At 64.4% G+C, this 12,894-nt stretch carries 15 protein-coding genes; 5 read left to right on the plus strand and 10 right to left on the minus strand.

Annotated features, from left to right (window positions below; genetic code table 11):
- Nucleotides 1-4 precede the first annotated feature (4 nt).
- Nucleotides 5-652 carry an enoyl-CoA hydratase/isomerase family protein gene (locus tag LTT66_RS31255; protein WP_233062131.1) on the plus strand — a complete coding sequence of 216 codons (648 nt, stop codon included), beginning with the start codon at nucleotides 5-7 and terminating at the stop codon, nucleotides 650-652.
- A gap of 77 nt (nucleotides 653-729) precedes the next feature.
- On the opposite strand, the gene LTT66_RS31260 is transcribed toward LTT66_RS31255, so the two are convergent.
- The 4 genes from LTT66_RS31260 to LTT66_RS31275 form a co-directional block, all read right to left on the minus strand.
- The gene (locus LTT66_RS31260; RefSeq protein WP_233062132.1) at nucleotides 730-2,445 is read right to left on the minus strand and encodes an esterase/lipase family protein; all 1,716 of its coding nucleotides are present in this window, start codon (nucleotides 2,443-2,445) and stop codon (nucleotides 730-732) included.
- A 381-nt stretch (nucleotides 2,446-2,826) separates the two neighbouring features.
- Entirely contained in the window at nucleotides 2,827-3,828 is a 1,002-nt protein-coding gene (locus LTT66_RS31265; RefSeq protein WP_233062133.1) for an LLM class flavin-dependent oxidoreductase, read from the minus strand.
- A gap of 19 nt (nucleotides 3,829-3,847) precedes the next feature.
- Nucleotides 3,848-4,150: an ArsR/SmtB family transcription factor gene (locus LTT66_RS31270; protein ID WP_181720243.1), complete on the minus strand. Its 303-nt coding sequence runs from the start codon at nucleotides 4,148-4,150 to the stop codon at nucleotides 3,848-3,850.
- Nucleotides 4,151-4,376: 226 nt separating this feature from the next.
- A complete protein-coding gene (locus tag LTT66_RS31275) occupies nucleotides 4,377-4,580 on the minus strand; it encodes a cold-shock protein (protein ID WP_040871014.1) in 204 nt (67 codons plus the stop codon).
- A 271-nt stretch (nucleotides 4,581-4,851) separates the two neighbouring features.
- Between LTT66_RS31275 and LTT66_RS31280 the strand changes: the two genes are divergently transcribed.
- From LTT66_RS31280 to LTT66_RS31295, 4 genes are all read left to right on the plus strand, one after another.
- A complete protein-coding gene (locus tag LTT66_RS31280; RefSeq protein WP_233062134.1) occupies nucleotides 4,852-5,076 on the plus strand; it encodes a hypothetical protein in 225 nt (74 codons plus the stop codon).
- 164 nt (nucleotides 5,077-5,240) lie between these two features.
- On the plus strand, nucleotides 5,241-5,813 hold the full coding sequence (locus LTT66_RS31285; protein ID WP_181720242.1) for a TetR/AcrR family transcriptional regulator: 573 nt from the start codon (nucleotides 5,241-5,243) through the stop codon (nucleotides 5,811-5,813).
- Nucleotides 5,814-6,340: 527 nt separating this feature from the next.
- A complete protein-coding gene (locus tag LTT66_RS31290; RefSeq protein ID WP_233062135.1) occupies nucleotides 6,341-6,817 on the plus strand; it encodes a DUF1772 domain-containing protein in 477 nt (158 codons plus the stop codon).
- Between the two features lie 178 nt (nucleotides 6,818-6,995).
- Complete coding sequence (locus tag LTT66_RS31295; RefSeq protein ID WP_233062136.1) at nucleotides 6,996-7,394, plus strand: PPOX class F420-dependent oxidoreductase; 399 nt, start codon at nucleotides 6,996-6,998, stop codon at nucleotides 7,392-7,394.
- Nucleotides 7,395-7,839: 445 nt separating this feature from the next.
- Here LTT66_RS31295 and LTT66_RS31300 read toward each other — a convergent pair whose 3' ends face one another.
- From LTT66_RS31300 to LTT66_RS31325, 6 genes are all read right to left on the minus strand, one after another.
- Complete coding sequence (locus LTT66_RS31300) at nucleotides 7,840-8,268, minus strand: DoxX family protein (protein WP_233062137.1); 429 nt, start codon at nucleotides 8,266-8,268, stop codon at nucleotides 7,840-7,842.
- Between the two features lie 447 nt (nucleotides 8,269-8,715).
- Entirely contained in the window at nucleotides 8,716-9,447 is a 732-nt protein-coding gene (locus LTT66_RS31305) for an alpha/beta fold hydrolase (RefSeq protein WP_233062138.1), read from the minus strand.
- Nucleotides 9,448-9,736: 289 nt separating this feature from the next.
- The gene (locus tag LTT66_RS31310; protein ID WP_233062139.1) at nucleotides 9,737-10,288 is read right to left on the minus strand and encodes a dihydrofolate reductase family protein; all 552 of its coding nucleotides are present in this window, start codon (nucleotides 10,286-10,288) and stop codon (nucleotides 9,737-9,739) included.
- 1,344 nt (nucleotides 10,289-11,632) lie between these two features.
- Nucleotides 11,633-11,809 (minus strand): excalibur calcium-binding domain-containing protein, encoded by a 177-nt coding sequence (locus LTT66_RS31315; protein WP_233062140.1) that lies wholly within the window; start codon nucleotides 11,807-11,809, stop codon nucleotides 11,633-11,635.
- Nucleotides 11,784-11,996, minus strand: coding sequence for a hypothetical protein (locus tag LTT66_RS31320; RefSeq protein WP_233069540.1), 213 nt, complete (start codon nucleotides 11,994-11,996; stop codon nucleotides 11,784-11,786). The genes LTT66_RS31315 and LTT66_RS31320 overlap by 26 nt, the downstream gene beginning before the upstream one ends.
- 268 nt (nucleotides 11,997-12,264) lie before the next feature.
- A complete protein-coding gene (locus tag LTT66_RS31325) occupies nucleotides 12,265-12,858 on the minus strand; it encodes an RDD family protein (protein WP_233062141.1) in 594 nt (197 codons plus the stop codon).
- Between the last annotated feature and the right edge of the window lie 36 nt (nucleotides 12,859-12,894).

Here is a 12,894-nt window from a genome sequence, read left to right on the forward strand (position 1 = left end):
CACCATGACCGCGAACCTGCACTACCAGGACAAGATCGCCGTGCTGACTCTCGGAGACGACGAGAACCGGTTCTCACCGGACTGGCTCGACACTGTCGATGCCCACCTCGACGCCATCGAGCGAGACGCTCAGGGCCTGATCACCATCGGCAGCGGCAAGTTCTACTCCAACGGCCTGGACCTGGACTGGCTGATGGCCAACGGCGACCGCGCCGAGTGGTATGTCTCCCGCGTCCAGGAACTGTTCGCCCGAATCCTCACCTTCCCGCTGCCCACCATCGCCGCGGTCAACGGCCACACCTTCGGCGCCGGCGCCATGCTGGCCACCGCCCACGATTACCGCGTCATGCGCGAGGACCGCGGCTACTACTGTTTCCCCGAGGTCGACATCAACATCCCCTTCACCCCCGGCATGGCCGCCCTCATCCAAGCCAAGCTCAGCTCCCAGGCCGCGGTGACCGCCATGACCACCGGCCACCGTTTCAGCGGCCCGGACGCCCTGGCCGCCGGACTCGTCGACGCCACCGCTTCCGAAGACGAGCTTCTCACCACTGCCGTCGACAGGCTCACCCCCATCGTCGGCAAAAACCCCGAAACGCTCGCCGCCATCAAAACCACCATGTACAGCACCGTCACCGCGGCACTGCGCTGACGCACGCCGACCCGATCACAATCGAAGGACAACGGTCCGGCCCGGACTGTGCCGGATACGAATCTCCCGTCGCTGGTTCAAGCCGGTACTGCGATGTCAGTCCGGTCTGCCTTGCTCGACTCGACAAACTTGCGGTCCGTGATCGTTATATCGAGCGCTGCCGCATCGCCGAAGATCGGCAGTTTGCGCGCAGCATACGGTAGTGCAACCTGACATTTCCATCGTCCGCCATCGATAGAGGTGGGCCGGATCGGGAATTTTGCAATGGGGTCGAAGTCGTCGATCGCCCCGTTGATTTCAGTGTTCCATGCCATCCATGCCTGCAATCCTTCTCCGGAATCTTCTGGGCCGACGTCCACGATCAATGAGTCGGCCCAGTCGAAGACTTGCTCCATGTGGTCCGCGAACTCGAAACCGCGTTCACGCTCGATCAACTTCCCTACGCGCAGAGTGATGCTGTATCTCGCTCTGCCACCGTGCTGTTCCGCGACTTTCTTGTCGCGGGGTGAGTGCAGGTCGGCGGGATCGAACAGAAAGGTGGTCAGGAGCGGGACCGGACGGTCGGGCGTGTCGAGGTTGTCGGCTCGATTCCGCTTCAATTCTTCATTGAGTTGAATGGGGCAGTACTGATCTATTCGCTGCTCGCTGATGATGACGGGAAGACCGCGGACGGACAGCCGTACGTCGGCCTGCCAGATGGGCCATTGTTCCGCTGCGGGTAGTTCGTCCATATGGACCGGATATGTCGGCAACCCCGTGAAGTCGACTCGGACCTGCCACCTTGCGAAGAGGAACCGACGCAAATTTTGGTAGCCCTCCTCGGAGTTCACCTCGCCGTACCGGCCGGAGTGCGACTTGTAGACAAAGGCCCGGTGCGCTCCTCGAACGTAGGCGTTCTCGATGCATACAAGCCCGTCGCTCTTTGGTCCGACAACCATCTTCGACGGGCCATAGTCTTTCGGGTCTGTACCGACGAGGCAGAAGACATTGTCCACGTCGAGGACGCTTTCTGGAAGTGACCGTGGATCCCATTCCTCGTCTTGCGGCGTAGCACCGAAGCTGGCCCCCGGAGTCAGATATCCGTACATCTTCTCGGGAGCGAAGATGTCCGAACCTGCTGGACCGACTACCTCCTCGAACCAGTTCAACGCGTTGCTCTGAAAGACTATGCCGCCGTGTGGTGTCCCGTACGTGAAGAACTTGTCGACTATCTCATTTGCTTTCCGTCGCGGCTTCTCGTGGTCAGCGCCGTTCCTCGCATCGGGCGTTCGGCAGACTTTCTGCATCATGCAGCGAGCGACCAATCCGCCCATGGAGTGCGCAACCAGAATCACCTTCTCGGACTCCGCCGACCCTCCTGGCGATTCGGTCTTACGTAAGACGAGTTCGATCAGATCATAAAGCCCTTCAGCGGCCTCTTCGAGATCGAAGCCATCGGCGCGGAAACGCCGCTGAAGTCGCTGCCAGGTATTTTGGCGCCGCGGGGCCGCGAAGGTCGTCGCAGCCTGGTCGTAGAATCGGTACACCCAGATCGATGCCGCGTCGAGGCCGTTGTCCTCCGCATTCTCGAGGTAGGTGCGTTGATCACCTTGGACGAGTAATTTGTATCCTTCGTCGATCATCAGCCGAAGCATCGGACCCTCGAACTGATAGAACATCGGGTCGCCATCGCCTCCGACCCGAATATGAGTAGCGCCTTCGTTGAACCCGTAGAAGGGATCGTCGACTTGGCTGTCGATTCCACTCGTGGCACCGGCATACCCGCGGACATAGATAATGGGAAGATGCTTCATTTTCTCTCACCTACCTGAATGCGCGACGCACGATGCGCGGCGGCATATAGAAGAAGCACTCACTCGATAGAACTGCACACGTACGACTCGAATGCTGCGCCCCTCACCGCGCTTCAGCATGAGTAGTCGGCTACTCGAAACGCGTCGGCATCCTGCTTGTCGGCGCGATGTGTACATCCGATCGGGTAGGGCCCCGCGTATCGCCGCATTGGGCCTCGATGCCGTCGAGGAGGAAGGCGGGGCCGGTCCGGTCCGGTGGATAGAAAGCCGCCTTTCGGTGTCCGCGGCGCACGGCACGAAAAGCGTCGCTGTCAGGCACGCCGAGGATGCGGCCCGGCGACCGCTGATCGACCGGGGTAGCGTCCGGGCCCGGCCGGCGAACTAGCGGGCCGTCGCGGCCGCCATGGCGGCGCCGGTGAGTTCGACAGACCGCACTCGGTCGTCGATTCGGGTGGCTTGGTGGGCGAGGATGAGTTCGTCGGCGTGGGTGGAGGTGGCGAAATCGTCGAGGTATTCGCGGACTTCGGTGGACGTGCCCACGGCGGTGTACTGGGTCATCGAGGCGAGTTGGCGGCCGTTCGAGGAGGCGAGGAATGCGTCGATCTCCGCGTCGGTGAAGTCGGGGCCCGCCGCACCTCGCGAGATCATCATCCGGGTCCGGGCACGGTAGGCGGTCACCTTCTGCTCGGCCGCCTCGTCGTGGTCCTCGGCGGCGAATACGTTGACTCCGGCCATGACGTATGGTTCAGCCAATTGCTCCGACGGCCGGAAAGTGTCGCGGTAGACGGCGACCGCTTGATGCAGGGCGGCCGGTGCGAAATGAGATGCGAAGGCATACGGCAGGCCGAGCTGCGCGGCGAGCTGAGCACCGAATAGCGACGAACCCAGAATGTAGAGCGGCACAACACCTTCCGCGCGCGGAACCGCGCGCACGCCCGGCACTCGCGACTGCCCTGACAGGTAGCCCTGCAGTTCCAGCACATCCTGCGGGAAGGAGTCCGCGGACGACGGGTTACGGCGCAGCGCGTGCATGGTTTTCTGGTCGCTGCCCGGTGCGCGTCCGAGCCCGAGGTCGATCCGGCCCGGAAACAACGTTTCCAGCGTGCCGAACTGCTCCGCGATGACCAGCGGTGAGTGATTGGGCAGCATGATGCCGCCCGCGCCGAGCCGAATGGTGTCGGTATGCGCCGCGACATAGCCGATGAGAACACTCGTGGCGCTCGATGCGATGGAGGCCATGTTGTGGTGCTCGGCGTACCAGACCCGCCGGTAGCTGCTGCGTTCGGCGGCTCTTGCCAATTCGACGCTGTTGTCGAAGCTGTCACGTGGGGTCTGGCCGGGTGCGATCGATGCCAGGTCGAGGATGGACAGTGCGATGGGCATATGACGCTGCCTTTCGGATTCAGAGAACGCGATGGAGTTGTTCGGTGAAAGCGCGAATGCGGGCATCGTCGCGGCGGTAATACGTCCACTGCCCGCGCCGCGTGGCGTGGAGGAATCCGGCGCGCTGCAGGATCGCCAGATGCACCGACATGGTCGAGGCCGAGGTCCCGGCCTTCTGCTGGATGAGGCCGACGCACACACCGAGTTCGGCCGTATCCCCCTCCCGCCCAGGGAAGTTCGACTCCGGGTCCTTGAGCCACTCCAGGATGCGCAACCGGGTCTCGTTCGCCAGTGCCTTGCACTCGTCGAGCACGCTCACCATCCTTCGATATTTCGCTAATTAACGAACTTACGCCGCGAGTTCCCGTCGGGCACCATGACACTGCTCACTCGGTCGATCGTCACCCGGCAGCAACGGCGGCGGTCTGTCCCGTCGCGCAGGGGCGTGCCGCAGGTCTCGGCTGACTGGCCGCGTCGACTGCGGGGGCCAGTCCGGCCGGAAAACAAGAAAACCCGCGCCGTGGCGCGGGTTTCCGGTCTGTCAGCTGCTAGATGGCGCGGACGCTCTGAGCCTGCGGGCCCTTCTGGCCCTGCCCGATCTCGAACTCGACACGCTGCCCCTCGTCGAGGGACTTGAACCCAGAGCCGGAAATCTCGGAGTAGTGAACGAAAACGTCAGGACCGCCACCGTCTTGCGCGATGAACCCGAAGCCCTTTTCGCCGTTGAACCACTTCACACTGCCTTGTGTCATTTACTTTGTATTACTTTCTGTAGTAAGCCGAGCGATCACTTCAACAGCCCGTGCTCGCCAGCCAGCATGCCACACCCCGGCCGCTCACCACCAAATCCGTTCAAGACGGGCCGCATTCTGATGACAACCGGTAGCGACACCGTGGACGTCAGGGAGCGAACGCCCCTACTTCGCACCTCGCCCGAGCCGCCGCCGTCAGTTCGGATCCAGGTGAATTCGTGACCGAGCCTCAACCCGACAACACTGCCGCCGCCGCCTGACGCCCTCGCCGGTGGCGGTGTTCGCCGCCGGAGCCGCCATCGGGATCCTCGGTGTGTTGATCGGCTTGGGCGGGGCCGAGTTCCGGCTGCCACTGTTGATCGGCATATTCGGGTTCGCTGCCTTGCACGCGGTCATCCTGAACAAGGTGATGAGCCTGATCGTCGTGCTCACCGCTCCGAGTGAAGTGCGAGCTGGCGAGGAACGCGCTCACCTACCGGAGGTCTTCGTGGGTTGACAGCCGGGCGCAGCAGCAAAAGTTCGAAGGGTGAGCACGCGGAACACCGCGGCAAGCGCCCAGTCGAATCCGTTGTCGAGTCCAAGGATCGCGCCGAAGTCTCGTCGTACACGGGGTTTGTGTTCTAGTAACACTAGATTGTCGAGCGATGCTATAGTCGGCCTATGACGCCCCAGACGCGACGGGAACGGGAACGCGCCGAACGGCACCGGTTGATCATCGACACCGCTCGGGAACTGGCCGAGTCGCAGGGCTGGGACGCGGTGACTGTGCGCAGGCTGGCGGAACGGATCGAATACAGCCAGCCTGTGCTGTATTCGCACTTCGCGGGCAAGGACGAGATCGTCACGGCGGTCGCCGAGGAAGGCATCGCGGAGATGGCCGCGTGGAGCCGCGCGGCGTTGGAGTCCGCGGGCGGCGAGCCGCGTGCAGCGTTGGCGGCGGTGGCGCGGTCCTACCTCGACTTCGCGACCGCGCGGCCCGCGCTCTACGACGCGATGTTCCTGATGAAGGTGAACCTCGCGTTCGGCGAGAACGCCTCCCAGCCACTGCGGGACGCGTTCGCCGTCATGTTCGCCGCCTTCTCACCGTTCGCGGGCGAGCACGATCCGGAGACCTTCACCGAGGTCGGCTGGAGCGCCCTGCACGGCCTGGCGACCCTGGACCGAGGTGGACGTTTGCGGCCGGCTCAGCGGGACGCTCGCCTGGCGGTGTTGATCGACCAGTGGACCCGGTAGACCTCTGCCGAGTCCATGGTTCCCGAGCCGATGCGGCCGCTGGTCTCCCGCATGGACGCGGACGCTGTCGCGATCGCCACCAGCGCCGCCGCGTGGCAGAGTCGCTGTCGGCCTGATAGCGCCATAGCCCGTCGTCGGTCACCCTCGCGTCACTTCGCGAGGCTGCGCACCGAGGTATGCCCCGACAGCCCATCGGCGCCGGGGGTCGACGCACCGTCCGCCGCGGCGATTCCGGTGCGCCGAATCAAGTTTGGCAAGAAACGGCCATTTCTGACCCCCCGCATCGCCCGGTATGGGGCAGATGAGTGTGTCTCTGTGCGGGCGGGCTTGGTGTGTGGCAGTGATGCCGCCGCCTGAGTTGTGGGGCATCACTGGGCAGCCGGTCAGCTCACCGGCGTCAAGGCGGGAATTCCCAACGCGATCCCACGGTAGCGGTCTGAAATCTAGCAAGGCTAGACAAGATAGCAGGGCAATGCTAACGTTGCTCCAGTTTCTAACTGCGCTAGAATTTGGGAAGGGAAGCCGAAATGCTCATTGTCACCGGCCAGGTCATCGCCGCCGTCGCCGTTCTCTCCAATGCCATCGTCTATGGCACCGATGTCAGCGTGGCCGTGATCACCCGATCGGTGTACCGCAAGCTCGATGACGCCACCATGACCATGAGTGCGGGATGGGGGCACTATTACGGCGATAAGCGAATGCCGGTTATCGGTGTGGGCGGTGTGGTCACCGCCGTGCTGACGCTGCTGATCGCGCTGTCGGCCGGGCAGTTCGGCGCCGCTGTCGCGGCGGGTATCACGGTGGCGGCACTGCTCACCTGGCTCGCCTTCTACGTCCGCATCGCCAAGCCGATCAATTCCCAGCAGACCGCCGCTGCGCAGAGCGGCATCATTCCCGCCAATGCCCGTGCGCTGCAAGATAAGTGGGACAGCATTCTGAAGTACCGGGTCACCCTGCAGTTCATTGCCATTGCCGGACTGTGCGCCGCGCTGATTCTGTTCTGATCTCATAGCACGGGGTAGGCGGTGTCGTCCGTGAGTAGGTGGTCGGTGCGGTCCGCTGAACCGTCGACGCAAGACGCGCGGCAAGGGCAGGCAACAGCTTGCGCTTCCCGCACCGCAACAACTTCCGGCTGATCGCCGGGGGCACACCTGATATCGAATTTACTGAGGAGTAACTGACATGATCTTCACCATCAATGAACAGCAGTTTCTCGCGGAGGCCGGGATCGGTCGGCTGGCCACGGTGTCGCCCGACGGTGTCGTGCAGAACAACCCGACCAGCTATCGGGTGAACGCCGACGGCACGATCGACATCGGGGGCATGCGGATGCGTGCGAGTCGAAAGTACCGCAACGTCGAGGCGGGCAGCCGGGTGTCGTTCGTCATCGACCAACAGGTCTCATTGGAGCCGTACGTGATTCGCGGCATCGAGGTACGCGGCACGGCCGAGGCGCTGGATGACGAGGAGCCGCCGTTCCCACCCCAGGAACGCGCGGTCATCCGAATTCATCCCGAACGGGTCATCTCCTGGGGCATCGACGGCGGGTCCTTCGAGTTCACGAGTCGCAGCGCCGAGTAGTCAGGCATCGGGGGCGGTCCCACAAGAAGGGCCGTCATCGACCGTCCGGTCGGTCAGCGGAATGGACCGCGTCAGCGACGGAATAACCCCACCACCTCATCGACGATATCGGTGACCGACTGCGCGAGCACGGTCAAAGGATCGGGCACCGCCGCTGCGGATCGCGCCGTTCGAGGGCTTGGCCGGTCAACCTGCGCACCTACCGCACCGGCGCGAGTAGGACCGGCACCATCCGGATCACGAATTCAACCGTTCGTTACCGGTACACGAGTCGTTTATGCCCGGACGCGACGCGGGCCACCTGGTGCGGCGCCCGGGCCGGGGCGTCGCGGACCAGATGGCCGCTGGATCGATCGCCGCCAACCCGACAGGCGATCGATCCGGGAACGCACGAGCGGCGATCGGTGGGTTCGGCCACCGATCGCCGGTCGTGCTCATGGATTGGTCATCGCGACAGCGAATTACGCAGATCGGTGATGGTGGCGCGGCGCTCGTAGGCGATCCAGGCGAAGATCGCGGCCAGCACCAGCGGGAAGATCCCCATCACGGGCTTGTCGGCGATGAAAGCCTGCGTCCCGGCGGCGAGCACGGTGAGAACGGACAGGCCCGCGGCAGCAAGGGCGCTGACCCGTGGCACCATCAGCCCGATACCGCCGGCGACCTCCGCGACTCCGATGACGATGAGCAGCCCGAGGGGGATGGTCAGATTCTCGGGGGCGTTGTCCGCCAAGGTGTTCGGGATCACGAGCTTCGGCCCGCCGGAGGCGATGATGAAGAACAGGCCGAGCACGATCTGCAGGGTCCACAGGACGCGGTTGCGGACCTTGCCCGGACGGTCGGTGGAGATGGTGGCGGAGGGGTTGGCGGTGGTCATTTCTGGTCCTTCTGGTCGGTCGCGCCGGATTGGTAGCGCGTTCAACAGAGAGGACGGAGCACCGGCCGAAGACTCATCGCTGTCCGCGAGAAATTTTCGGACCCCCTGCTGTATTGCCTTTGCGCCGGATTCCGTAGAGCCGCACCACCCGGGACTCCGCGTGCAGCCAGGCCGCGCTACGTGCCCGCGGCGTGGACTGGCCTTGCAGGCGCCGGGCGCTGGTGAGCTGCGGCAGGTGGTCGCCGCCATCCAGCTCGTCGGCTTCTGGTGCTGATGGCCGCGCTCGCCGAGCAATCCCGAGAAGCGCCGTCCCGACCGGCCGGTACCGCCGACGGCAGGTACCGCCCGGTCGGGGCGGTTGTGCATCTACTGGCCACCGTCATCGAGGAAGGCCGGGAGCTGTCCTCGATGAACGGCGTCTTGGCCGACAGCTCCTATCCGCCGGCCTCACTTCAGGTGCCGGGCGAAGAACCGGTTCGCGTCGTCGCCCTCGAACTGCGGGACGCCGGTGTGCCCGCCCATATTGGCGTGCAGCGTCTTCTCCTCGGAGCCGAAGGCGTCGAACAGGTCCAGGGCCAGTTGCCGGTCGTTTCCTTCGTCGTCCCACTGCAGCAGGACCTGCAGCGGAATGGTGATCTGCCGAGCCTCCTCGAACATGGTGCGGGGCACGTAACTTCCGGCGAACAGAAGGGCGGCCGAGATGCGTGGCTCGACCACCGCCAGCCGGATGCCGATCGCGATCACCCCTCCCGAGTACCCGACCGGGCCACCGATCTCGGGCAGCGCAAGGAGGTCGTCCAAGGCGGCCCGCCATTCCGGGACCGCCTTTTCGACCAGCGGGAGGACGAGCCGGTCGACGATCTCGTCATCGACCGGCGCGCCGGCCTCCACGGCCCGGCGCAGGTCGGCGCGGGCCTGCTCGGCGGCGGCCGAACGGGGCCGGTCACCGCTGCCGGGGAGCTCGATGGTGGCCGCGGCGTAGCCCTCCGCCACGGCGTGCCGGGCACGGGCTGCCAGGCGGGGGTACATATGGCGCAGTCCGCCGGGGTGCCCGACCAGGATCAGCGGCGCCGGTACGGATGCGGACTCGGGCGTCCACAGGATGCCGGGAATCTCGCCGAGGGTGAATTCACGTTCGAGGACGCCGTCGTCGAAGCGCTGTTCGGAAATGAATTGCATGGTCGTGCCTTTCGGGAGTGCTCTCGAGCGGCGCTCCCGGACGACCTATCGCCCGACCGTGACCCCAGAGGGGAGCACCCATGTAGATACTGCGTTCACGGGTACCACCTCCTCGTTCTCTCGCACGGCCTCCGGAACGGTAGCAGTGGTCGCCGTGGTCCGCCAACGGGTTTTTGCGGAGACTCCGGGGCCGGATGCCACGGAACCACTCGCCTACTGGTCCTGACAAATGGTCAACGCGGTGGCGTCGGGCGTGCCTGGTAGCGGGGCTGCTGCGGTTGGACGGACCTCAGTCGACGAGATAGCGCAGCATCACCGCGGTGTCGAAATGCCTCGTCTCGACCAATCGGAGCCCGATGCGCTTGTCCAGCGGCGGGAACATCGGTGTGCCGCCGCCGAGCGCCACGGGCATGAGGAACAGCTGATACTCATCGATGAGCCCGTGTGGGATCAGCGAGGCCGCAAGGCTCGCGCCACCTACCTCCATGACGCCATCGCCTCCAGCCTTGAGCCTGCGGACCTCCTCGACCGCGTTCTCGCTGATCAGCTTGCTGTTCCAGTGGACCTCGGTGAGTGTGCGGGAGAAGACGACTTTCGGCTTCTCCGTCCAGAGCCTGCTGAACTCACGCTCGATGCGCGGCGCGTCCTCGGGCACGTGCGGCCAGTACTCGGCCATCAGCTCGTACAGGCGACGGCCGTGCAGCGAGATCTCGATCTGGCGGTAGCGGTCGTTGTGGAACTGGTGCAGCTCCTCGTCCGGGTTGGTCCAGTCGATGCTGCCGTCGCGGTCGTTGATGTAGCCGTCCAGGGACACGCCGAACCCGTAGATCAGTTTCCTCATAACCGGGTAGACCTCCTACACGCTCGAAACTCATCGGCGCTCAGAGGGATGGTCTCGTCGGTCAGGCAGCGTTGCAGTTCGTGTTGGTGGGATCGAAGTCCCAGAAGGTGTCAGGCCTTATTTCGTGATGGTATGTCGAGATCTGCGGCGAGTCCGCTTCGATGTCGGCGGGCCGGTGGCGGAGTGCGCGTCGGTACCGAGGTAGTCGGCCCCACGGGATGAACTATTCCCGAACCAGTTCACGCAATGCGTGTCGATTCCCGACGGTTATGTGCGGGTGTTGAGTGCGGCGACGGCCTCGCGGAGAGTCAGTGTGGCCCGGCAGGTCCGTCAACCCGCGGAGAATCGGATTCACCGCTGCGACCACTGTGCGGCTCACCTTCCGTGCCTAGTCTCTCGCCTGCACCTTTTCCGATTCGGCGCGGTTTGTTCAGGCGCCGGATGCCAGCGGCCGGAACCTCGTCAGCAGCTCGTTTCCGCCGCAACGCGTCGAGATCAACGACACTCCCAGCAGGCGCGGCACTGCCCGGATCATCCTCCGGAGCGGCGTGCCGCGCCGCGCCAGGGTCGACCGGCCACCACCCTGTCTCCCGCTGCAGTTCCGATCGCAGTACAGGCTTGGTCGGTGCGGGGTCGTAGACCGAGCCGCGTTCCGAGCGCCAACTCTTCGGGAGACGCTCGTCGGCCTCTTCCGCCACGCGCCGCGGGCGACGTGGTAGTCGGGTGACTTTCGAGGTGCCGTCTCCCGCTGGAATCTCCACAGCCTTCATTCCTTCTGCCTGCTTCCTGCGCAACCGTTCCAGCTCATCGAACCTCTTCCCGGCGGGCCCTGGCAAGGATTCCTGTCCCGGCACTTCCCGCTCCGACATCGAGCTAGCGGCCGACGAGTGCCACTGCACTCGCCGGCGCCACGACCGCTGGCACGCCGAGCTGATGTATGAACTTATTGCTGGTTGCGTCGCTCACGTCCCTATTCTCCCTCAGTGGGTATCCACTGAGCACTGAGGCCAGGCCCGCGCCGCAGCGAGACTTGTGGGAGGTAAACCGGAAGGTGTTGCTTCCGGCAGACCTTTCAGGCCGTCGCGCACGGCGATGCATACAAAGCGGGATTCGTGGCATGGAATGACCGCCGCGACGCCGTGCCACCCGAGAAGCGCAAGGGGACGGACTTCTCGATCGGGGTTGCCGCGCGGCCTCGACAGCGGTGCCGTCGCGGCGTAGGCACGGCCGGTCGTCCCGCCCGATCGAAATCAGCTGGTCGCAGTTGGCGGCATCGGCCGGAGGTCCGGACCGAAGCACTGGCAGAATCCGCCGGAGCTGGCGGACGAACCGCGCTGAGTTGCACTATTCGCAGGCAATGCCATCCTTGTCTCGGTCCAGCTCTGATCTGTAACTGGGTTCCCCGCGTCGCAGCGGCGCGGCGCCGGCGGCTTTGGCGGCGGCGCAGTTGGGGTAGTGGACGCTGGGAGCTGCTGGGCGTGGCGGCGCTGGTACGTCAGCCGCAGGAGGCTCGGGTACCACAACTGTAGGTGGGGCAGGCGCGACCGCAACTGGTGGCGGGGCGGGTGCGGTGGTCGATTGCGGTGTGGTGGGGGGAGGTGGTGCGGCAGTAGTTGTCGGCGGCGGGGTCGTAGTGCGGGTGGTCGAGGTGATCGATGCAGGGAGCGGTGTTGTGGTGGTAGGTGTCGAGGCAGTTTCGGTACCGCATGCGGTCGCTGTCAGCGCAACTGCCGCGTACGAAAGCAGGACGGCGGCATGTCGCCGGGTTGATGTCATGATTGTCTTTCCGAGCGAGGGGGTGCGTTCGAGTACCGGTATTAGTGGACCGGATTGCCGCGAACCAGATTCTTTGCTTTGTGAAGGTGCGTGGCTGCGGTGGATGCCCGCCGAGTCCGCAAGCAACGCCTCGATCCGCTTGCCGGGAGCGCACTTTCCTGCGCTCCGGTTCAGCGGTCGTGCGGCCACAACAGTGTGGCCTATGGGCGCTTTCGCATGTCCACACGGCCCGGCAGCACCATAGGAATGTCGTTCTTCCAGTCGATTTTTCGCTTGGCCGCGCGTACCACCCGGCTGCCAGTTGCCAGATCGTGCAGGGCGCGGCGTTTTCCCGCGGGAATCGCCGAGAGGAAGAAGCTCACGATGAGCGCTAGGAAGCCGAAAGCGGCGATTCCATTGAGGATGGCTGATTCGGGATACGATCCCGATAGGGACATGAAAACGAACGGCAGGAAGATGATCAGCATCCGCGAGCCTGCCGGGAGCAACTCCAGCCTTGGCCGATCCCACTCTCCAGCAGGTACTACCCGAAGTCCGAGAAGCCCTTTGCCGAGAGTCTGTCCGTCGCGCCGGATCAATAGAAAGACCTCCGATCCAACGTAGGCGATGAAATAGCACAACCACGCCGCTGATCCGTAGATCACCGCTTCGTAGGCTTCGGTTGTCAGTAAGGTGACCGGGACCAACAGAATCCCGACCGGTATTGCGACCACGAACGTAAGTAGCAGGCAGAAAGCAAGGTCGAGGAGCCTTGCGGCGAGACGTCGGAAAATTGGAGCGGATTCGTAGGGCACGTGACCTCATCTGTGAGTCTTCTCCGATGGCGAGTT

Source organism: Nocardia gipuzkoensis, from assembly GCF_021183645.1.
Taxonomy (GTDB): domain Bacteria; phylum Actinomycetota; class Actinomycetes; order Mycobacteriales; family Mycobacteriaceae; genus Nocardia; species Nocardia abscessus.